The organism is Telmatospirillum siberiense, from assembly GCF_002845745.1.
Taxonomy (GTDB): Bacteria; Pseudomonadota; Alphaproteobacteria; order Rhodospirillales; family Magnetospirillaceae; genus Telmatospirillum; species Telmatospirillum siberiense.
In genome coordinates, this window is record NZ_PIUM01000002.1 from 67,163 (window position 1) to 91,771 (window position 24,609).

Consider the following 24,609-nt stretch of genomic DNA (forward strand, 5'->3'; position numbering starts at 1 on the left):
GGTTCATGACCCGGCCAGATGTTCCAGTTCGCGGACGACCTTCGCCAGCGGCGAGCCCCAATCGCCGGGACTGGTCTGACGGAACAGGCGGACGGTGGGATACCAGGGGCTGTCGTCCCGATCCTTGAGCCAGCGCCAGCAACCGTCGAAGCGCGACAGGATCCACACCGGCTTGCCCATGGCGCCGGCCAGATGGGCTATCGCCGTGTCCACCGTGATGACCAGATCGAGGTTGGCCACCAAGGCGGCCGTATCGGCGAAATCGGAAATTCCGTCCATCAGGTCGAGTGGGCGCAGTTCCGGGGGAAGAGCTTTGATCTGACTGGCGGGCGCGTCTTTTTGCAGGCTGACGAAACTGACCCCGGCGAGGGAGAGCATTGGCGTCAGCCGGGCGAGGGCGAGGCTGCGCCGCCGGTCGATGGCGTTGGCCGGGGGATCGTGGGGACGGTTGTTCCCTGCCCAGACCAGGCCGACCTTCATCCCGGCCAGGCGGCTCAATCGTTTGCCCCAGGCTTCGGCAAGGGCGGGGTCGGCGGTCAAATAGGGACTATCCGCCGGAATGCTCGCCAGGCTGGTTCCCAGCAGATGGGGGGCGCTCATCAGATAAAGATGGCGGTCGGCGGTCGGACGATGTTCTCCGGCGGTGCTTACCCGAACGTTCGGAGCCAGGCGTCCCAACAGCCGTTCGAGTCCCGGCTGCACTTCGAAATAGATCTGCGCCACCCGTTCGGCCAGCAACGGAACATAGCGGGCGAATTGCAGAACGTCGCCAAAGCCCTGCTCGCCCTGGAGCAGCAGGGTGCCGCCGCTCAAATCCTCGCCCGTCCACGCCGGCTCTGCGAAGGTCCGGTGGTACAATGTCCGCACCCCCCCTCTCGCCCGCCACTCATATTCCCGCCACCCTTCCTCGTAATCGCCGTTCAGCAACAGGGCGGTGGCAAGGTTGTAGCGGGCCACGGGGTAGTCGGGGCGCAGCGCCAGGGCGCTTCGGTAGGTTTCGAGCGCTTCGTCGAGATGCCCGGCGGCCTGCAGGGCGATTCCCAGATTGTTGAGGGCGCCGGGGAACTCCGGACGCAACTCCAGGGCCTTCCGCACGGCCAGCACGGCCTCTTCGAAGCAGCCCTGGTCGTAGTAGGCATTGCCGAGATTGGCGAGCGCCTCGGCGTAACCGGGATCGAGGTGGATGGCCCTGCCGCAGGCCGTGACGCTGTCCTCCGGCAGCCCCATGGCGACCAGGGCGACCCCTAGATTGCTGTAGGCCTCGGGATAATCCGGCGTGACGGCCAAAGCGCCGCGGAAAGCCTCGGCGGCCTTGTCCGGCAGGTCTTGCGCCTGGAAGATCACCCCCAGATTGTTGAGCGCCTCGGCGTAAAGCGGCCGGATCTTCAACGCCGTTCGATAGGCTGCCTTCGCCTCATCGAGGCGTCCGGAGGCTTTCAGCGCCAGACCCAGGTTATAGGCGGCCTCGGCGTGATCCGGGCTGATGGTCAGGACGATCCGGCAAGCCTCGGCGGCTTCGTCGTCCCGCCCCAGTCCGTGCAGCAGGGCGCCCAGATTGTTCCAGGCTTCGGGATAGTCGGGGCGGAGAATGATGGCGGCCCGGAAGGCGGCGACGGCGTCCTCGGGTTGCCCGTCAAGACGCAAGGCTTCGCCGAGATTGGAGCGGATTTCGGCATCGAGAGGGGCCAGGGCGATGGCGCGGCGATGAGCGGCGACGCCGTCGGCGGGACGGCCGGATTTCGCCAGGGCGACGCCGAGATTGGTATGGGCCTTGGCATCTTCCGTTCGCAGGGAAAGTGCGGTGCGGAAGGCGTCAATGGCCGCATCGAATTGTTCCCGGGCCAGTAGGACGATGCCGAGATTGGTATAGGCCTGAGGAAACTCCGCCTTGAGCGCGATGGCGGCGCGGAAAGTTTCGGCCGCCTCGGCGAGCTTGCCCTGCCGCTGCCGGGCGATGGCCAGATTGTAGGGGATCGTCGGGTTGCCCGGTTGCAGCCGTCGGGAGCTTTCGAGCCAGGAGACGGCTTCGTCGAGGCGGCCTTTTTCCAGCAATGCGATGCCGAGGTTGGTCCGGGCTTCGGCGAGGGCCGGGGCATGATTGATCGCCTGTTCGTAGATCTCGATCGCCTCGTCGGCCCGGCCGTCCGTCTCCAGAAAGACCGCCAGATTGTAGAGAAGCTTCGGATCGCCGGGATGAGTGCGCAGCAATGTGCGCAGCGTCGCGATCATCGTTTCGGTGTTTCGGCTGCCTGCATGCGTCATCGGATGGCCATCTTTCGCGTCTCCGACCGATCGCCTTTTTCCCCACCACCGGCCGCCCAGTCGGCGAGCGTCCCGGCAAGCCGGGCGATCACCGTATCCCAATCGCCGGGCCGGGGCTGGCGGAACAGGCGCGCGGAGGGATACCAGGGGCTGTCCTCGCGGTTCTGCAGCCAGCGCCAGCAGCCGTCGAAGCGCGACAGAATCCATACCGGCTTGCCCATGGCGCCGGCCAGATGGGCAACCGAGGTGTCGACGGTGATCATCAAGTCGAGGTTGGCCATCAGGCCGGCGGTATCGGCGAAATCGGTCACGCTTTCCATCACATCGAAGGGGCGCAGATCAGGGGCGATATCGGCCATCTGCGCAGCCGGCGGACCTTTTTGCAAGCTGATGATGCGCACACCCGGCACCGCGAGCAGGGGGGCGAGACGCGACAGGGCGATGCTGCGCCGCCGGTCGATGGCATGCGAGCGCGGATCGTGAGGGCGTGGATCGCCGGCCCAGACCAGGCCGACCTTCAATCCCTCCAGGCCGGAAAGCCGCCGGCGCCAGTTGTCGATATCGACGGGATCCGCCGTCAGATAGGGGATATTGGCGGGAATGCTGTCCGATCGGGTTCCCAGGACAGCCGGGGCGCTCATCATCGGCAGATGCCAATCGAGGCCCTGCGGCAGCGGCTCGTTCGTCGCCACCACTTGCGAAACCCCCGGAACGCTGGTCATAAGCCGCTTCAACGGCGGATAGACTTCGAGAACGATCCGGGCTCCCCGGCCGGCGATCATCTCGGCGTAACGGCAAAATTGCAGGACATCGCCCAGGCCCTGCTCGGCCCGCAGAAGAATGACGCGGCCTCTCGGATCCTCGCCGTTCCAAAGGGGGGGCAGGCCCGCGCGCGATTTTGGGAAGATGCTCCGTTCACCCAGGCGGCGCCATTCGAACTCCTTCAGTCCCTCGGCGAAATCTCCGCGCAGAAGCAGGGTGACGGCGAGATTGCTATGACCCAGGACGTAACTGGGGTCGAGGGCGATGGCGTGCCGATAGGCGGCCTCGGCCCGGTCGAGATCGCCATTCTCGCGATAGACCGTGCCCATGTTGCTATGCGCCTCGGGGAAGGCCGGATCGAGTTTCAAGGTTCGATCATAGCAGATCAAAGCCTCCTCGATATGCTCCTGGAGATAAAGGGCGGTGCCGAGATTGTTGTGAACCTCCGGCATGTCGGGCCGCAAGGCCGCGACGCGGCGGAAGGCGTAAACGGCCTGTTCCGGCCTGGCCGCCTCCAGGAATGTATTGCCGAGATTGTACAAGGCTTCGGCGTAATCGGGATTCAGGTGCAATGCCTGTTTGAAGCAGGCGATGGCGGCGTCGTATTGATAGTGTTCCTTCAGGACGTTGCCGAGATTGTTGTGGGCGGCGGCATCGGCGGGCTGAAGAAGGACGGCGCGATGGAAGGCGACCGTCGCGGCATCGAAATTTTTCTCCGACGCCAGCAGATTGCCGAGATTGTTGTAGGGGGCCGGCAGGTCCGGACGCAGGACGAGCGTTCGCAGGAAACAGGCGGCGGCCCGCCCCGCATCGCCGAGGCTCCGATAGGCGTTGCCCAGATTGTAGCAGGCCTCGACGAAGTCGGGGTTCAGGTCGAGGGCGCGGCGATGGGCGGTGACGGCCTCGGGCCCGCGTCCGGCGGCGAGAAGCGACGTGCCGAGGGCGTCGTGGATGCCCGGGTGTCTTCCATGCCGCGCGGCGGCGTCGGTCAGCAGCGTCACGGCGTCGGCATGGCGGTCCTGTTGCTGGGCGATCAGGCCGAGGTGGTAGAGGCAGCCGATATTGCCGGGTTCGTCGGCGAGAATGCGGCGATAAAGCGCGGCTGCGGAGTCCAAACGGCCCGCCTGATGCTGTTCGACGGCCTGGGCGAACAGACGTGCCCCGCCGGGATCCTTCCGCGCGGCGCGGGGCGCGGTCTCGGCGCGGCTTTTCAGATCCGTGGAGATACGCTCGATAACCGAGCTCCAATCGCCGGGCCGGGGCTGGCGGAACAGCCGCGCGGTGGGATACCAGGGGCTGTCGTCACGATCCTTGAGCCACCGCCAGCAGCCGTCGAAACGCGATAGAATCCATACCGGCTTGCCCATGGCGCCGGCCAGATGGGCGACCGCCGTATCCACCGTGATGATCAGATCGAGATTGGCCACCAGGGCCGCCGTGTCGGCGAAGTCGGAGATCTCGTCCATCCAGTCGTGCGGCCGCAACCCTTGCGGAAGCCCCCCGATCTGGCCGGTGGCTTTTCCCTTTTGCAGGCTGACGAAGGAGACGCCCGGCACGTTCAGCAGGGGTGTCAGATCGGCCAGGGCGACGCTGCGGCGGCGATCCACGGCATGCGCCCGGAGATCGCCGGGACGCGGGTCACCCGCCCAGACCAGGCCGACCCTCATTCCGGACAATATCCGTAACTTTTCTTCCCAGCGGGCGGTGGCGGTCGCTTCCGGCGCGATATAGGGAATGGCGGCGGGGATGGTGTCGAGGCGCGTGCCGAGGCGGTAGGGGGCCGCCATCAGCGGAAGGTGGCAATCGAACGACGGTAGCGGAGTTCCAATGGCGATCACCTGGGCGACGCCGGATACCGAGCGGAGCAGTCTGACCAGCGGCGGATGGACTTCCAGAAGCACGCGCCCGCCGAGGGCGGCCAGCAGTGTCGCATAGCGGGCGAATTGCAGGGCATCGCCCAGTCCTTGTTCGGCATGGAGCAGGATCGTCTTGCCGGCCAGGGGGGCGCCATCCCAACGGGGTTGTGCGAAGGAGCGCGGTCTCAGCGTTTCGACGCCCCCCATCCACAGCCATTCGTGTTCGCGCCAGCCTTCCTCGTATTCTCCCAGCAGGAGCAAAGCCTGGGCGAGGTTGTAATGGGTTCCCGCCTGATCGGGCTGCAGGGCGATGGCGTGGCGGTAGGCGGCGACGGCCTCGACCGGTCGTCCCATCTCTTGCAATGCCACGCCCAGATTGGACTGGGTGCGCGGATCGTTCGGCTCGATGCGCAAGGAGCGCTGATAGCATGTGGCGGCCGCCGGGGCGTCGCCTTGATCGTTGAGGGCGCGGCCGGCATTGTTGAGCGCGTCCGCATAGCCGGGGCGGAGCGTGAGCGCCCGCCGGAAGCAGGCCGCCGCCGCCGCTCCGGCCCCTTGCATCTGCATCAAAAGTCCCAGATTGCAGGCGGCCTCGGCATGGCCGGGCGTATCGGGATGGCTCTCCAAAAGGCGAAGATAAAGGGCTCGGGCCTCGTCGAGGCGGCCTTCCCGATGATGGTCGACCGCCAGGGAGAAAAGCCGCGCCGGATTTTCCTCGGGCGCCGCCGGGGTCATTCCCGGCAAAGGCTGTTGTCCGACGGCGTTCGCCAATTCCCCGACGAGACGTCCGATGACGGTCCCCCAGTCGCCGGGCTCCGTCTGGCGGAACAGGCGGGCGGTGGGATACCAGGGGCTGTCCTCGCGGTTCTTGAGCCAGCGCCAGCAGCCATCGAAGCGGACGAGGATCCAGACCGGCTTGCCCATGGCGCCGGCCAGATGGGCGACCGAGGTGTCGACGGTGATCACCAGATCGAGATTGGCGATCAAGGCGGCGGTCTCGGCGAAGTCCGAGATTTCGCTCATCCAGTCGTGCGGCCGCCGCTCGGGGGCGATACCGGCCAGTTGGAGCGCCGGCGTCCCTTTTTGCAGGCTGACGAAGGAGACGCCCGGCACGGCCAGCAAGGGGGCCATCCGGGACAAGGGCATGCTGCGGCTGCGGTCCAGGGAACTGGCCCGCAGGTCATTGGGCCAGGGGGCGCCGGCCCAGGCCAGGCCGACCTTGAGGCCGGGCAGGCCCGTCAGGCGCTGGTTCCAGACCTCCGTCCGGGTCGGGTCGGCCGTAAGATAGGGAACCTCGGCCGGTATGGTCTCGATTGTCGTGCCAAGACGGTAAGGCGCGCTCATCATCGGCAGATGGCAGTCGAAGGCGGGAAGACGGTCTCCCTTGCCCACCACCCGGTCGACACCGGGAAGCGTGGCCAGCAGGCGCTTCAACAGCGGATCTGCTTCCAGGACGACCCTGGCGCCGCGCCCGGCCAACAGCGTCGCATAGCGGGAGAATTGCAGCACGTCTCCCAGTCCCTGTTCCCCATAAAGCAGAATGGTCCGGCCGGCGAGATCTTCACCCGCCCACGGCGGTTGCGGGTAGGTTCGGGGGGCGACTTCCGGACGATCGCCGCGCAGGCGCCATTCATACTGGGCCCATCCCTCCTCATAGCGGCCCAGGAGGAGAAGGGTGGTCCCCAGATTGTATTGGCCCTCCACATCGTCGGGTGAAAGGCGGATGGCGGTGCGAAAGGCCGTTTCCGCTTCCGCGAAACGGCCCATCTGTTTGTAGATGACGCCCAGGTTGGAATAGGCCTTGGCGAAATCCGGTTGCAGGGTGACGGCTTGTCGGCAGGCCAGCGTCGCCTCATCCCAGCGCCCCTGCTCGGCCAGGGTCCCCACCCAATTGGACAAAGCGGCGGGATAATCGGGCTTCAGCGTGATGGCGCGGTGGAAAAGGCGGGCCGCCGTTGCCGGTTCCCCCTCGCCCATCCGGACGATCCCCAGGTTATTGTACGCTTTCGGGTAATCCGGGGCATGGGCGATGGCCTCGCCGAACCATCTGGCCGCTTCGGCGAGGCGGTCCGTCCGCAAGGCGATCAGCCCCAGATGATTCATGCCCTCGGCGTGACCCGGCGCGACGGCGAGGAGGCGTCGGAAAAGAGCCTCCGCCTCGCTCAGCCGTCCGGCTTCGAGAAGCGGAACAGCCTGCGCGAACAGCGTGTCGGCGCTGTCGGTCCGGCGCTTGTCCAAGACGGTGGTGGGCGATGATGGCGGTCCGGCGAGCGCGGTCAATTCCCGAACCAGCCGGGCGATCACATCATTCCAATCGCCCGCCCTCGTCTGACGGAATAGTCGCGCGGTGGGATACCAGGGGCTGTCCTCGCGGCCTTCGAGCCAGCGCCAGCAGCCGTCGAAGCGCGACGCGATCCACACCGGCTTGCCCATGGCGCCGGCCAGATGGGCGACCGAAGTGTCGACCGAAATCACCAGATCGAGGTTGGCCACCAGGGCCGCCGTATCGGCGAAATCGTCCATCTCATTCATCCAGTCGAGGGGGCGGACGATCTCGGCGAGACCCCGCAATTCCTCGGCCGCCCGGCCTTTTTGCAGGCTGACGAAGCGGACGCCCGGACATTCCAGCAGAGGGGTCATCCGCGCCAGGGGAATGCTGCGCCGGCCATCGGCGGCGTGGGCCTCCCGGGTGCCGGTCCATGGCGCGCCGGCCCACACCAGTCCGACCTTCAAGCCGTCGATGGACGAAAGGCGTGCCCTCCAATTTTCGACCAGCGCCGGTTCCGCTGTCAGGTAGGGGACCGGGGCGGGCACCGCTTCGACGGTGGTGTCGAAAATGCCGGGTGCGCTCAGCAATGGCAGATGGACGTCGAAGGGAGGCAGAGGCTCCCCATCGCCGGATACCACCCGGCTGACGCCGGGGACCGAAGCCAGCAGCCGTTTGAGCGGCGGATGGGCTTCAAGAACGACGCGGGCTCCCCGGTCGGCGATCAAGGCGGCGTAGCGGACGAATTGCAGGGTGTCGCCCAATCCCTGCTCGGCATGCAGGAGGATTGTGCGTCCCGCGATGTCCTCTCCCGACCATTGCGGCTGCGGGAAAGGCCGGGGACGCAAATAGTCGACACCTTTCCACCGCCATTCGTAATGCCGCCACCCTTCGCGCCATTGGCCGGACAACAGCAGGGCATGGGCCAGATTGACATGGGGACCGGCATCGTCCGGCCTGGCGGCGACGGCTTTGCGGAAGGCTTCGATGGCTTCGGCCGGTCGGACGAGACCGAGAAGGGTGACGCCGAGATTGTTCTGCACGTCCGGATGACGGGGGAAGCGTCTGGCGACCGCCTCATGCAGGGCGAGGGCCTCCTCCGCGCGACCTTGCGCCCGCAGCAGGCATCCCAGATTGCTTTGCGCCGCCGCGTCGCCCGGTTTGCGGGAAAGCGCCTGGCGATAAGCCTCTTCCGCCGCGTCGAAATCGCCGGATTTGTGGTGCGCGATCGCCATCGAGAGCAGGTGGGCCGACTCTTCACCGGACGTCTTTTCCAGCTTTGGAACGGAGGGGGGCGCGGCCAACCGGCGGAGTTCCTCGGCGACGCGTCCGACCACGTCGTCCCAATCTCCGGGGGCCTTTTGGCGGAACAGCCGCGCGGTGGGATACCAGGGGCTGTCGTCCCGGTCCTTGAGCCAGCGCCAGCAGCCGTCGAAACGCGACAGGATCCACACCGGCTTGCCCATGGCGCCGGCCAGATGGGCGACCGCCGTATCCACCGTGATGACCAGATCGAGATTGGCCACCAGGGCGGCGGTATCGGCGAAGTCCTCCACCTCGTCCATCCAGTCGTATGGACGCAGTTCCGGTTCGATATCGAGCAGTTGTGCCGCCGGGGCACCCTTTTGCAGGCTGATAAAGCGAATTCCCGGCACCGAGAGCAAAGGGGCCAGGCATGCCTGGTCGACGCTTCGCCGGGCGTCGAGGAGATGGGAGCGCGGATTGCCGGGACGCGGGTTTCCGGCCCAGACCAGTCCGACCTTGATCTCCGGCCAGTCGGCCAGCCGCTGCCGCCATGCCCGTCTGCGATCGTCATCGGGCCACAGATAGGGAACGGTGGCGGGAACGGTGTCCAGGGTGGTTCCCAGGACACGGGGGGCGCTCAACATCGGCAGATGAAAATCGAACGCGGGGAGAGCGTCGCCTTCCGGCACCACCTGGGACACGCCCGGCACATGCTCCAGCAGGGCGGCCAAGGACGGGTGGACCTCCAGGATCACCCGGGCGCCGCGTTCGGCGATCAATGCGCCATAGCGGACGAATTGCAAGACGTCGCCCAGGCCCTGCTCGCCCCACAGCAAGAGGGTTTTCCCGGTTAAATCCTCACCGGCCCACAGCGGCTGGGAAAATATTTTGGCCGTCTGGGGCTGGGTGGCGTCCCTCCAACGCCATTCATATTCCCGGAAGCCGGCGGCGTAATGGCCGTCCCGCAACAGGGCCATCGCCAGGTTATGGCGGATTTCGGCGTCATCGGGATGGAGGACGAGGGCGGCCCGATAGGCGGCTTCGGCTTCTTCCGCGCGGCCCAGGATATGCAGGACGAGGGCGAGCCCACCGTAAGCCGCGGCGAAATCGGGACGCAATGCGATGGCCGCCTTCGCCGGGGAAACCGCTTCGGCGAAGCGGCCTTGATCGAAGAGCCCGGCGGCCAGATTGGCATGGGCCTCGGCATCGTCGGGGGACAGGCGGATGGCGGTCCGGCAGGCGGCCAGGGCTTCCTTCGGCCGGCCCTTGCGGATCAGCGCGGCGCCGAGCGCGCCTTGCGCCTTGGCGAGGAACGGATCGCAATCGACGGCGTTCTGAAAGGCGAGGACCGCCTCGTCGATCTTGCCGAGCGTCGTCAGCGCCTGACCCAGATTGTGATGACATTTGGCGTCATGGGGATCGATGGCGATGGCTTCCCGGAAAAATCCGATCGCCTCCTCGGGTCTGTCGAGGGTCATCAGGGCGACGGCCAGGTTGATGTAAGCCGCGGTGACCGAAGCGTCGCGGGCTATGACGTCGCGGTAGGCGGCGACGGCCGCCTCCAGACGTCCGGCCCGATGATGGTCCATCGCCTGTGCGAAAAGCCTGCCGGCGTCGACGTCCGGACGGTTCGCCGCTCGATCGGTTCCCGGCGACCCCGGCGGAGGCATCCGGCGCAAGGCGTCGGCCATCCGCGCGACGACCTCGGTCCAGTCGCCGGGGGCCTTTTGGCGGAACAGGCGCGCGGAGGGATACCAGGGGCTGTCGTCGCGGTCTTCGAGCCATCGCCAGCAGCCGTCGAAGCGGGACGCGATCCACACCGGCTTGCCCATGGCGCCGGCCAGATGGGCGACCGCCGTATCCACGGTGATGACCAGATCGAGGTTGGCCACCAGGGCCGCCGTATCGGCGAAGTCCTCAACCTCGTCCATCCAGTCGTGGGGGCGAAAGGCCGGCGCGATATCGGCCAGTTGTGCCGCCGGCCCGCCTTTTTGCAGGGTGATGAACGTTACCCCCGGCAACCGCAGCAGGGGCGTCATTTGTGAAAGCGTCATGCTGCGGCGGCGGTCGATCCGGTTGGCGTCGGGATCGTGGACTCGGGGATTGCCCGCCCAGACCAGGCCGACTTTCAGTCCCGGCAAGCCGGCCAGGCGGTGGGCCCAGCGTTCGGCCATGCCGGCATCGGCGGTCACATAGGGGACCGCCGCCGGAACTGTTTCCACCGTGGTGCCGAGGGCCAGCGGCGCGCTCATGAGCGACAGATGGCAGTCGAACGCCGGCAAGGCCCCGCCCATCGTCACAACCTGGGACACGCCGGGGATGGTGGCGAGCAAACGCCGGAGCGGAGCTTGCACTTCCAGGATCACCCGCATGCCCCGCCGGGCGAACGGCGTGGCGTAACGGGCGAATTGCAGGGCGTCGCCCAGCCCCTGTTCGGCATGCAGCAGAATCGTTTGCCCGGCTGCCGCCTCGCCATTCCACTGGGGGCGGGGGAACGGCCGCTGCCGCAGGAAGCGCATCCCGCCGCGCAGACGCCATTCATATTCCCGCCAGCCTTCCGTGAAGTCGCCGCGATGCAACAGCGCCATTCCCAGATTGGCATGGGCTTCGGCATAGCCGGGATCCAGGGCCACGGCGCGCCGGTAGTGGTGGATGGCGCCCTCGACGTCACCCTGCTGGGTCAGAATGACGCTGCGGTTATTGTTGGCGACGGCGTCCTCGGGGGCCAGGATCTGCGCATATTCGCAGCAGGCGATGGCTTCGGCGAGTTTGTCCTGGTCCAGCAGCGCCGCGCCCAGATTGCTGTAGGCGGTGGCGAGTTGCGGGTCGAGGAGCACGGCGCGGCGATAGGACCTGGCCGCTTCGTCCGCGTCGTGCAGATCCTTGAACGACTTGCCCAGATTATTGTGCGCCTTGGCATAGTCGGGTTTCAGAATCACCGCCCGGCGGCAGCAGGCGATGGCTTGCGCGGTCTTGCCCTGGTCGTTGTAGGCGGCGCCCAGATTGTTCAGGGCCTCGGCGTAGTCGGGGGTCAGCGTCACCGCCTGCCCGATCAGCCGTTCGGCGGCGGCGTAATTCCCGGCCTGCCGGACGATCAGCCCAAGATGATGGTAGACGAACGCATTGTCGGGAGAGAGTGCGAGGATGCGCCGGTAAAGCGCTTCCGCCTCGGCCAGCCGTCCGCTCCCGTGATGCACCACGGCACGGGCAAGGAGCCGGGCGCTGTCCGTCGCGTCGGATTTGTCCTTTTTCCCCGAGTGATCGGCTGGGGGCGGCGGGATGATCAGTTTCAATGCCTCGGCGATCCTGGACACCACCTCTTGCCAGTTTCCGGGTTCCTTCTGCCGGAACAGGCGGACGGCGGGATACCAGGGGCTGTCGTCCCGGTTCTTGAGCCAGCGCCAGCAGCCGTCGTAGCGGGACGCGATCCAGACGGGTTTGCCCATGGCGCCGGCCAGATGCACCACCGAGGTATCGACCGAAATCACCAGATCGAGATTGGCCACCAGGGCGGCTGTGTCGGCGAAATCGGCGATCTCGTCCATCCAGTCGAGGGGGCGCAAGGGTGGCGCGATATCGGCGGTCTGGCCGGTCGCCTCACCCTTTTGCAAACTGATGAAGGAGACCCCCGGCATGGCGAGCAGGGGTTCCAGTATGGCAAGCGGCATGCTTCGGCGGCGGTCGATGGCGTGGGCCCGCCTGTCGTGAGGCCGAGGATCGCCCGCCCAGACCAGTCCGACTTTCAGCCCGGGCAGCCGGGCCAGACGCTTCTTCCAGGCCGCCGTCGCGTCTTCGTCGGGCGTAACATACGGAAAATCGGCGGGAATTGTCTCCAGGGTGGTGCCCAGCAAGCCGGGGGCGCTCATCAGCGACAGGTGATAGTCGAAGTCCGGCGGGACCTCGCCTTTCGTCACCACCCGGGAAACGCCCGGAACGGTGGATAGAAGCCTGGTCAACGATTCCGGGACTTCCAGGATGACTTTGGCGCCCAAGGCGGCAATGGGTGCCGCGAAGCGCGAGAACTGCAGATCGTCGCCCAGGCCCTGTTCGCTTCGCAACAAAATGGTGCGGCCGGAAAGATCTTCGCCAGTCCAGACGGGTTGGGGAAGCTGCACCGGTTCCGCCCAGTGGACGCCGGGATGCAGACGCCATTCGTGCTCCCGCCATCCCTCCTCGTAGCGTCCCGTCTTCAGCAGGGCGGCGGCGAGATTGCAATGGATTTCCGGATGATCGGGCTGCAGGGAAAGGGCCTTGCGGAATGCCGCGACGGCATCGTCGAGGCGCCCCAATTCGGTGTAAAGGGAGCCCAGATTATTGTGCGCTTCGGCGATGTCCGGCCGCAGTTGAATGGCGCGCAGGAGGCACGGTTCCGCTTGATCCTGTTCGCCCCGGTCGCGCAACGCGGTGGCGAGGCTGGTCCAGGCCTCCATATAGGACGGCTGAATGCAAAGCGCCTGGCGGATGTAGGCCACGGCGAGCGAAGGGTTTTCCCTCTGCTGGGCGATGATGCCCCGGTGATTGAGAACAACCTGCTGGCGCGGCTCCCGGGCGAGGATCCGGCGGTAAAGATCATCCGCTTCGGTCAGTCGTCCTTCCTGATGGTGGCGCACCGCCTCGGCGAACAAGTCGTTCAGGCTCGGCTCGGGGATCCGTCCGCCCTCGGCCACGCGCCGCAGTTCGGTGGCGACCCGCTCGATAACCGGCGTCCAGTCGCCGGGGGCCTCTTGGCGGAACAGCCGGACGGAAGGATACCAGGGCGAGCTTTCGCGATCGTCGAGCCAGCGCCAGCAGCCGTTGAAACGATTGAAGATCCAGACCGGCTTGCCCATGGCGCCGGCCAGATGAGCGACCGAGGTATCCACCGCGACCACCAGATCGAGATTGGCCACCAATGCCGCCGTATCGGCGAAATCCTCCATTTCGTCCATGGCGTCGAAGGGCCTGCGCTCGGCGGCGATGTTGCGGATCTGGCCGGCGGCCTCTCCTTTTTGCAGGCTGACGAAGGTGATTCCGGGGATCGCCAGCAGGGGTTCCAGTTCGCCGAGCGTCAGGCTGCGACGGCGATCGATGGCATGGTTGCCGGGATTGAGGGTCCGCGGATCGCCCGCCCAGACCAGCCCCACCTTGAGGCCCGGCAGATTGGACAGCCGCTTTCGCCAGAGGTCGCTGGCCTGGGAATTGGCCGATACGTAAGGAACGTTTGCGGGAATGGTCTCAAGCCGGGTGTTCAGCCGCAAGGGCGCGCTCATCAGCGGCAGATGACAATCGAAGGCGGGTAACGGATTTCCCCTGTCGATCACCTGGGCGACACCGGGGACGGTGGACAGCAGGCGGGTCAGGGGGGCTGGAACTTCCAGCAGAACCCGCGCGCCGCGACCGGCCAGCAGGCTGGCGTAACGGGCGAACTGAAGACCATCGCCCAGGCCCTGTTCTCCATGCAGAAGAATGGTCCGTCCGGCCAGAGGGTCGCCGGTCCATAAGGGGGCGGCAAACTGCCTGGGCGACAGGCCGGGAACGGCACCTTTCCATCGCCATTCATATTCGCGCCAGCCTTCCTCGTAATCGCCCCGTCGCAACAGGGCGATCGCCAGATTGTAGTGGGTTTCCGGCAGGTCGGGCGCCAGGGCGATGGTTTGCCGATCGGTTTCGATGGCCGCCTCGACCCGGTGCAGTTCATGAAGGCAGGCGCCCAGATTGGATCGGGCGCGGACGTCTTCGGGGGTGAGGGTGAGCGCCCGCCGGCAAGCGGTGATCGCCTCTTCCCGCCGCTCCCGCTCTCCCAGCGCACCGCCCAGATTGGTCAGGGCCGCGGCAAAATCCGGCTTGAGCGCGAGGGTGTCACGGTAGGCGATGATCGCCTCGTCCAACTGATGCAGATCATGGAGGGCGATCCCGAGGTGGTAGCGCGCGTCCACGTCTTCCGGCGCGAGTGCTACGGCCATGCGGAAGGTGATGACGGCGCCGTCGATCCGTCCGGCCTTGCTCAGGGCTCTGCCCAGATTGACATGGGCTCCGACATGGTGCCGGTTCACCATGATGGCCTGGCTGATCCAGCCGACCGCCTGGGTCGCGTCGCCGGACCACAAGGCGATCAAGCCGAGATGATGCAGGCTGTCGAAGTGGCCGGGGTCGCGGTCGAGGACGCGCCGATAGAGAGCCTCGGCCTCTTCCAGGCGTCCGGACCGGTGGTATTGCAATGCTTCGGCGAACAGGCAGGAGGGATCTTCCGGGTCTGACACCTTCGTCGCCGCCGCCGCCACCGTCGTTACCGGGCGGCAGGCCGTCAGCTTTTCCAACTCCGCCGCGACGCGGGCCAGGACTTCGGTCCAGTCGCCGCGTGTCCGCTGGCGGAACAGTCGAGCCGTGGGATACCAGGGGCTGTCGTCGCGGTCTTCGAGCCAGCGCCAGCAGCCGTCGAAGCGGGACAGGATCCACACCGGCTTGCCGATGGCGCCGGCCAGATGGGCGACCGAGGTGTCGACGGTGATCACCAGATCGAGATTGGCCACCAGGGCGGCGGTGTCGGCGAAGTCGGAGACCTCATCCATCCAGTCGTGCGGCCGCAGGCCGGGCGCGATATCGGCCAGTTGGGAGGCCGCCGCCCCTTTTTGCAGGCTGATGAAGGAGATGCCCGGCAGTTCCAGGAGCGGCGCCATCAGGGAAAGGGCCATGCTGCGGCGTCGATCGATGACATGGGCTCTTCGGCGATGGGGCCTGGGGTCGCCGGACCAGACCAGACCGACCTTGAGACCGGACAGTCCCGTCAGGCGACGGCCCCAGGCCGCCGTCCGGGCCGGGTCCGCCGCAAGATAGGGACTCCGGGCCGGGATCGTTTCCAGCGTCGTGCCGAAGCGGTGCGGCGCGCTCATGATCGGCAGGTGATAGTCGAAGGGTGGCAGGGGCTCGCCTTTGCTCACCACCTGATCGACGCCGGGCAGCGTGGCCAGCAGACGTCTCAGTGGCGGATAGGCCTCCAGGACGACCCGGGCGCCGCGTCCGGCGAACAGCGACGCATAACGGGAGAATTGCAACAGATCGCCCAGTCCCTGTTCGCCGTAAAGCAGGATGGTTCGTCCGGCGAGATCCTCGTCCGTCCACAGCGGCTGGGCATAGGTTCTCGGCGTGACCTCCGGAGGATCGCCGCGCAGGCGCCATTCATACTGGCTCCAGCCTTCCTGGTAGTGACCCTGGAGGAGAAGGGTGGTTCCCAGATTGTATTGGGCCTCCACATAGCCGGGCGAAAGGCGGATGGCGATGCGGAACGCCGTTTCCGCTTCCTTCGGCCGCCCCATTTCGCTGTGGATGACGCCGAGATTGGAATAGGCGTTGGCGAAGTCGGGTTGCAGGGCGACGGCCTGCCGGCAGGCCACCACGGCATCGTCCCATCGTTCCTGCTCGCCCAGGCTGCTTCCCCAATTGGACAGGGCGGCGGGGTAATCCTCCCTGAGCAGGACGGCGCGGTGGAAGAGGCAGGCTCCCGTCGCCAGGGCGCCTTGTTGCGTCCGGACGATGCCGAGATTGTTGTAGGCTTCGGGAATGTCGGGTCCGAGGGCGATGGTCGCGCTGATCAGGGCGGTCGCTTCGTCCAGGCGGTTGGAGCGTAGGGCGATCAGTCCCAGATGATGCAGGCTGGCGACATGATCTGGCTCGGCGGCCAGAATCCGGCGATAAAGGACTGCCGCGTCGCTCAAGCGTCCGGTTTCGAAACATCCGACGGCTTCGGCGAACAAGCGGGAAACGGGGATCTCGGTTTTCCCGTCCCCTTTCGGTTTTTCGGCGCGGCCGGCATGCCGGTCCGGGGTGGCCCGTCGCGTCAGTTCCGCCGCGACCCTGGCGATGACTTCGTCCCAGGCGCCGGGGGTTTTTTGGCGGAACAGGCGGGCGGTGGGATACCAGGGACTGTCCTCGCGGTTCACCAGCCAGCGCCAGCAGCCGTCGAAGCGGGACAGGATCCAGACCGGCTTGCCCAGGGCGCCGGCCAGATGGGCGACCGAGGTATCGACGGTGATCACCAGGTCGAGATTGGCCACCAGGGCGGCGGTGTCGGCAAAGTCACCGACCTCATCCATCCAGTCGAGGGGGCGCAATTCCGGCGGGACGCCAACGGTTTGCGTCGCCGCCGTTCCTTTCTGCAGGCTGATGACGGTGACGCCGGGGATGGACAGCAGCGGCGCGAGCCGGGCGAGCTCGATGCTGCGCCGGCGGTCGATGGCATTGCCGCGAGGATCGTCGGGTTTCGGATTGCCGGCCCAGACCAGTCCGACCTTGAGGCCCGGCCGGTCGGCCAGCCGCGGCCTCCACTTTTCCCGCAGCGCGGGATCGGCCGTGAGATAAGGCACGGCGGCCGGAATGGTCTCCAGCGTGGTGCCGAGGGCGAAGGGGGCGCTGATCAGCGGCAGTTGATAGTCGAAAGCCGGAAGCGCTTCGCCCTTGGAGACCACCTGGGCGACTCCCGCCAGGGTCGTCAGCAGCCTCGTCAGCGGTCGATAGGCTTCCAGGATCACCCTGGCACCGCGGGCCGCGAAAAGGGGGGCGTAACGGGCGAACTGCAGGACGTCGCCGAACCCCTGTTCGCCGTAAAGCAGAATGGTGCGGCCCGAAAGGTCCTGGCCGGTCCAAAGCGGTTGGGAAAACGGCCGGGGCGTGAGGTCGGCGAAACCGCTTTTCCAGCGCCACTCATACTCACGCCAGCCTTCGCCGTAATGTCCGCCGCGCAGCAGGGTTGTGCCCAGGTTGTAATGGGCCTCCGGGGAATTTTTCCGAAGCGATAGAGCGGCTCGGAAGGCTTTTTCCGCGTCTTCCAGACGCCCCAGGGCGAGGAGCGGGATGCCAAGGTTGTTAAGGGCTTTTTCCGAAGCGGGTTGTGTATGAAGAGCCGCTTCCGCCGCCGCGACGGCCTCGTCGAATCGGCCTTGGATGAACCTGACCGTGCTCAGGTTGATCTGTGCGTCCGTGTGGGTGGGGCTTGCGGCGAGCGCCGTCAGATAGGCCGCCGCCCCGGCGTCGAGGGCTCCCTGGGAGACCAGGAGGATGCCGAGATTATTGTTGGCTTCCGGATAGTCCGGTCGAATCTCCAAGGCATGCCCGAACGCCTCGATGGCTTCCTTGATCCGGCCTGTGCGCTGATAGGTGACGCCGAGATTGTAATGGGTCTGCGGGTCGTCCGATTTTTGCCGAAGGGCTCGCCGGAGGAAGTCCGAGGCTTCCTCGGGACGGTCCCGTTCGAGGGTGATGAGGCCTAGATTGTTCAGGCTGGCGGCATGTTCGGGATTGGTTTTGAGAATCCGCCGGTAAAGGCGTTCCGCCTTGTCCAACCGGCCGGCCTTGTGATGGCGCAAGGCCTCGGCGAAGAGGGGTGGGGGAGGAGGGGGCGGGGCATCATGGCGGGCTGTGCCGCCTGTCTTATCGCCGTCGATGGCCCGTGAAGCCGGGACCAACCGCTCCAACTCCGTCGCGAGGCGTGCCACGACCTCGGTCCAGTCGCCGGGGGCCTTTTGGCGGAACAGGCGCGCGGAGGGATACCAGGGGCTGTCGTCGCGGTCTTCGAGCCATCGCCAGCAGCCGTCGAAGCGGGACGCGATCCACACCGGCTTGCCCATGGCGCCGGCCAGATGGGCGACCGAGGTGTCGACCGAAATCACCAGATCGAGATTGGCCACCAGGGCGGCGGTGTCGGCGAAGTCGCCGATTTCGCCCATCCAGTCGAGGGGCCTGATCCGGGAGGGCAGATCGCCGATTTCGCCGGATGCCGGCCCCTTTTGCAAACTGACGAAGGTGATCCCGGCGGTGGACAGCAAAGGTGTCAGATCGGTCAGGCGCATGCTGCGCCGGCTATCGACGGTGTGGGCGCGAGGGTCCTCGGGGCGGGGGTTGCCCGACCAGACCAGTCCGACCTTGAGGCCCGATATCTTGGCCAGCCGCCGGCCCCATGCCGCCGCCGCCGTGGCATCGGCCGTCACATAAGGCACTGCGGCGGGGATCTCCGCCAACGTCGTGCCCAGGGCATGGGGCGCGCTCATCAGCGGCAGCTGATAATCGAAACGGGTGGTTTCCTCGTCCGTCGAAATCACCCGGGATACGCCGGGGACGGTCGCCAGCAATCGTTTCAGGGGCGGATAGACGTCGAGAACGACCGTGGCGCCCCGGGCTGCGAAAAGGGCCGCGAACCGGGCGAATTGCAGGACATCGCCCAATCCCTGCTCACCGTAAAGCAGGATGGTGCGGTTGGTCAGCTCTTGGCCGGCCCATCGGGGTTGCACGAAGGAACGGGGAAGGGCGCCGTCGATTCCTCCGTTCCACCGCCATTCGTTTTCGCGAAAGCCGTCCGGATATCGGCCCGCTTTCAGCAGCGCCGCCGCCAGGTTGCAATGCGCCTTGGGAAAATCGGGGCGATGCAGGATGGCGTCGTGGAATGCGGTTTCCGCTTCGGCCCGGCGCCCCAGGGCAAGCAGGGCGACACCTAAATTGTTGTGGGCGTCCGCCGAGTCGGTCTCGATTTGAAGTGCCGTGCGCGCGGCGGCGACGGCTTCGTCGAAACGACCTTGCTCGAATAGGGACGTACCGAGATTGATCTGCGCCTCCAGATAATCCGGCCGTTTCGCCAGGGCCGTCCGGTAGGCGGTCTCGCCGGCCTCGAATTTCCCCTGGGCGACGAGGACGCTGCCCAGATTATTTTGTGCCTCGGGATAGCCCGGGCGGCGCTTGAGCGCCCGCTCGAAGGCCCCGGCCGCCCGTTCCCATTGACCGGTGCGTTGGAAGATCACGCCGAGATTATAATGAGCCTCCGGATCATCGGGATGCTCCTTGACGGCTCGTTCGATCAGTTCGGCGGCTTCCGCCGAGTGGCCCTGTTCAAGCAGAAGCAGTCCCAGATTGTTGAGGCTGCCGGTATGCCTTGGGGCGTAATCGAGGATCCGGCGGTACAAAGCCGCGGCTTCGTTCGGATGGCCCGCCTGATGATGTCGCAGAGCTTCGTTGAAAAGCTCGGCGTCTTGGGGGGCGGCGAAATGCCGCGCGGAGGATGCTGGTTGTCCGATCTCGGTCAAGGGCTCCGGGGTGTTGTGTCCTTTCGTCGCCGCCGTCGCGCGCTTTTTCAATTCCGGGACGACCCGTGCGATGACCTCGTCCCAATCGCCGGGGGCCTTTTGGCGGAACAGGCGGGCGGTGGGATACCATGGGCTGTCATCGCGCTCTTCGAGCCAGCGCCAGCAGCCGTCATAGCGGGACAGGATCCACACCGGCTTGCCCATGGCGCCGGCCAGATGGGCGACCGAAGTGTCGACGGTGATCACCAGGTCGAGATTGGCCACCAGCGCCGCCGTGTCGGCGAAATCGCCCACCTCGTCCATCCAGTCGTGTGGACGAAGGTCCGGGGCTATGGTGTTTCTCTGCGCGCTTGCGGCCCCTTTTTGCAGGCTGACGAAACTGACCCCGGAAAGACCCAGGAGCGGCGCCATGCGGGTGAGGGCCATGCTTCGCCGGCCATCGACAAGCTGGGAGCGCGGTTGGTGCGGCCTGGGATTGCCCGACCAGACCAGTCCAACCTTCACGCCGGGCAGCGCCGCCAGCCGCTTGCTCCAGAACGGCGTCAAGGAACTGTCGGCGGAGATGTAAGGGATGTCGGCGGGAATGGTCGCCAGCGTCGTGCCCAGGCGACCGGGTGCGCTCATCATCGGCAGGTGATAGTCGAAGTCGGGAAGGGTCTCGCCCGCCACGATGACCTTGGCGATTTTGGGCATACCGGCCAGCAGCCGCTTCAATGGTGCCGGGACTTCAAGAATGATCCGGGCGCCGCGTTCGGCGATGGGAGACGCGAAGCGGACGAATTGTAAAATGTCGCCCAGTCCCTGTTCGCCATGCAGCAGGAGGGTCCGTCCGGAGAGATCCTCGCCGTTCCAAAGGGGCTTGGCGAAAGTTTTGGGCGTCAGATTTCCGGCTCCCTTCCGCCAGCGCCATTCGAACTCCCTCCAGCCGTCGGGATAGTCCCCGTCCTGCAGCAGCGCCGTCGCCATGTTGTAATGCGTCATGGCGTGATCCGGCGCCAGGAGAAGGGCCGTCCGGTAGACGGCCCTCGATTCCGCCGCGCGTCCCATCATTTGTAAGGTGACGGCCAGCCCTTGATAAGCGGTGGCGAAATCGGGCCGAAGAGCGATGGCGGTCTTTACGATCGCGAGGGAGTCCTGGAATCGTCCCTGGTCGAACAGCGCGGCAGCGAGATTGGAACGGGCCGCGTGATTGTCGGACGCGATGGCTAGGGCCGCGCGGCAACAGGCCTCGGCCTCCTGCGGCCGTCCCCGTTCCAGGTGAATGGCGCCGAGAGCCCCGTGCGCCCTGGCATGGCGGGGATCACGATCGAGCGCCGCCAGGATGCTCGCCTGGGCGTCATCGAGTTTGCCCAGTTTCTGAAGAGCCAAGCCGCAATTGTATCGGATCTCGGCGTCATCGGGTTGCAGGGCGGTAGCCCGAACGAACGCCGTGACGGCTTCCGGCAGCCGGGCGAGCGAGGTCAGGCAAAGAGCCAGATTGGCGTAGGCGTTTTCCTGCGCGGGGGCAAGGGATAGGGCCGCCTGCCAGCAAGCGATCGCGTCCGAGGGGCGATGCAGGAGGTTGAGGGTGACGCCCAGATTGAAATGAACGCGCGCATCGTCGGGGCGCAGGTCGAGGGCACTTTGGAACGCGGTGAGGGCTTCGTTCAAACGTCCGGTGGATTGCAGGGCGCTGCCCAGGTTGATCCGGGCCTCGGCGTTGGTCGGGTCAAGCTCCAGGGCGCGGCTGATTTGGCCGACGGCGCTATCGGCATCGTTTTTTTGCAGAGAAATCAGGCCGAGGTTGTAATGGCAACCGGCGTGACGGGAGTCCTGGGAGAGGATGCTGCGGTACAAAGATTCCGCTTCGGCCAGCTTACCCGTCTGGTGAAACTGAAAAGCCAAATTGAAGAGAACGGCCTGTTGGGGTGCTTCGGGCAGTCCGCTGGGCGATGTGGCAAGGGGCGTGGCCGTCCGTCGCTCCAATTCCGCCGCGACCCGGGCGATGACCTCGTCCCAATCGCCGGGCGCCTTTTGGCGAAACAGCCGCGCGCTGGGATACCAGGGAGTGTCGTCGCGATCTTCGAGCCAGCGCCAACAGCCGTCGAATCGCGACAGAATCCACACCGGCTTGCCCAAGGCGCCGGCCAGATGGGCGACCGCCGTGTCCACGGTGATGACGAGGTCGAGGTTGGCGACCAAGGCGGCCGTGTCGGCGAAGTCTCCAATTTCATCCATCCAGTCATGTGGACGATGTGCCGGCGCCACGTCGTTTTTCTGCGCGCTCGCGGCCCCTTTTTGCAAGCTGACGAAACTGACTCTCGGAACGGCCAACAGGGGAGCCATCCGGGCGAGGGCGATGCTGCGCCGCCGGTCGATGGCATTGGCCTCGGGGTTGTCGGGGCGAGGTTCTCCAGCCCACACCAACCCGACCTTGAGGCCGGGCAGGGTGGCCAGGCGCTCATGCCAAATCGTCGTGAGGACGGTGTTTGCACTGATATAAGGAATGGCGGCGGGGATCGTGTCCACCGTCGTTTCCAGCAGCCGCGGCGCACTCATCAGCGGCAGGTGGTAATCGAAGTCCTCCAAAGGCTCGCCCAGCGCGACGACGCGGGAGATGCCGGGGATGGTGGCGAGCAAGCGCGTTAGCGGCCGGTGGACTTCAAGAATCACGCGGGCTCCGCGGCGGGCGATGAGCGGCGCATAGCGGGCGAATTGCAGTGCGTCGCCGAAGCCCTGTTCGGCGTGGAGCAGAATGGTGCGTCCGGCCAAATCCTCGCCCTGCCAAAGGGGACGAGCGATTTCCCTGGCGGCGATGCTCCGCGCGCCCCCTCGAAAGCGCCATTCGAATTCGTGCCAGCCCTCGGCGAAAGCGCCCTGTTTCAGCAACGCGGTTCCGAGGTTGTAGTGGGCTTCCGGATAATCGGGCTGCTGCTCGATGGCGCTCCGGTAAGCCTCGGCGGCGCGTGCCGGCTGTCCCAGTTCCATGAGGGCCGCTCCCAGATTATTCCGGGCGGTGGTGTAGCTCGGGTGAAGGTCGAGAGCTCGCTCATAGGCGTTGGCGGCTTCCGAAGGACGGCCTGTCGCGTGATAGGCGACACCAAGATTGTAATGTGCGTGCGGATCGTCCGACTTTTGCGCAACGGCCCGGCTGATCAGGGGAACCGCCTGATCGGCCCGCCCATTGCCAAGGGCGATCAGTCCAAGATTGTAAAGGCTGGCCGCGTGATCGGGGATGTCGTCGAGAACCGCTCGATAGAGAACCTCCGCCTCGGTTAACCTGCCCGACTGATGATGCTGCACCGCCCGGGTGAATGAAAGGGCGGGGCCGACCCCGTATTCCTTTTCTTCGATGGTGCTCGAAGAGGTCTGAATGTCCTCGGTCGTACCTTGCGAATGCGCGGCTTCCGGCCATGGCGCCGTGGCGCGCGTGCCCGGCGTTCCCGTCAGTTGTTCCAGGTCCCGGGTGAGCCTGTCGATCACCGGGCTCCAATCGCCCGGCACGGCCTGCCGGAAGAGCCGGGCCGTGGGGTACCAGGGGCTGTCCTCGCGATCCATCAACCAGCGCCAGCATCCGTCGTAGCGCGAAGCGATCCACACCGGCTTGCCCATGGCGCCGGCCAGATGGGCGACCGAGGTATCGACGGCGATTACCAGATCCAGATTGGCGATCAACGCGGCCGTGTCGGCGAAGTCGGTCACCTGGTCCATCGGATCGAACGGGCGGAGTTCGGCGGGAAGCTCCGCCAGTTGCGCGGCCGGACTTCCTTTCTGGAGGCTGACGAAGTTGGCGCCCGGCACGGAGAGCAGGGAGGTCAACCGCCTCAAGCTCATGCTGCGCCGCCGGTCGGTGGCATGGGCGCGAGGGTCGAGGGGGCGAGGATCGCCGGACCATACCAATCCCACCTTGAGACCACGAAGATGGGCAAGCTGTTCGGCCCACGCCGCCACCCGGGAGGCCTCGGGGATGATATAGGGAACGTCGGCGGGAATGGTCTCCACCGTCGTGCACAGAAGGCGGGGCGCGCTCATCATCGGCAGATGGATGTCGAACGCCGGCAGCGGATCACCCATCGTCACGACTTGGGTCACCCCCGGTACGCTGCCCAAAAGCCTCGCCAGCGGCCGATAGACCTCGAGAACGACGCGCGCGCCGCGTGCGGCGAGGGGAATCGCATAGCGGGCGAACTGCAAGATGTCGCCCAATCCCTGCTCGCCATGCAACAGAAGAGTTTGTCCGCGCAGATCTTCGCCATTCCAGCAGGGTTGGGCGAACTGCCGGGAGACAAGGCTGCGGACCGCCCCCTTCCATCGCCATTCGTAATCCCGCCACCCCTCGAGATATTGGCCGTTCTGCAGCAAGGTGGTGGCCAGATTGTAGTGCGCGGCGGGAAAGTCATCGAGGAATAGAAGGGCGGTCCGGAATGCCTTCTCCGCTTCGGTCAGGCGGCCCATGGCCTGCAGGGCGACACCCAGATTGTTGTGGCCCGACGCGGAATCGGGCAGCAGGCGGACCGCCGTCTGGGCCGCCCGGGCGGCTTCGGCGAAGCGTCCCTGGTCGAACAGGGCGGAACTGAGATTGGAGTGGGCGTCCGCGGTCGCCGGATTAAGGATGATGGCCTTTCGGCAGAAATCCGCGCCTTCACCGAGTTTGCCCTGAGCCACCAGGGCGGCGCCCAGGTTGCTGTAGGCTTCCGGATCGTCGGCCCGGAAGGATAGGGCGGCGCGAAACGCGGCCTCGGCCTCTTCCTGTCGATTGAGGCTGTTGAGGGCGATCCCGAGATTGTTGTAAGCGCCAGGATCGTCGGGTCTGATCGTCAGGGCCCTGCGATAGAGAATGACGGCCTCTTCCAGGCGTCCCGCCATCTTCAGCGCCAGCGCCCAGTTATAAAAGGCCGAGGCGAAATCGGGCTGGAGGGTCAAGGCCCTTTGAAAGGCTTCAATCGCTTCCGAGTAACGTCCCAGGCGATGGAGCGAGGCGCCGAGGTTGTTGTGGGCATCGGCGTGGGCAGGCAGAAGAAGGCAGGCCCGGGTGAACAGGTCGATGGCTTTGCCGATGTTGTCGGCAGGCTCGCCTTCGCGCCGCCTGACCAGCGCGAGGCCTTGCTTGTTGAGAGATTCCGCCTGGGTTGCCGCCGTCTGGCCGGAGACTCGCTTCGCCGAGCGCCGCTGCTTGCGGTTCATTCTGCGGATC

General features: G+C 66.1%; 2 protein-coding genes. Both read right to left on the bottom strand.

The genetic code is table 11. The annotated features are described in order from the left end of the window. Positions 1–3: 3 nt before the first annotated feature. Positions 4–2,262, bottom strand: a complete 2,259-nt coding sequence (locus tag CWS72_RS02330; RefSeq protein WP_158240472.1) for a tetratricopeptide repeat protein — start codon at positions 2,260–2,262, stop codon at positions 4–6. Beyond that, the gene (locus CWS72_RS02335; protein ID WP_101248964.1) at positions 2,259–24,599 is read right to left on the bottom strand and encodes a tetratricopeptide repeat protein; all 22,341 of its coding nucleotides are present in this window, start codon (positions 24,597–24,599) and stop codon (positions 2,259–2,261) included. Before CWS72_RS02335 ends, CWS72_RS02330 begins: the two co-directional genes overlap by 4 nt. Between the last annotated feature and the right edge of the window lie 10 nt (positions 24,600–24,609).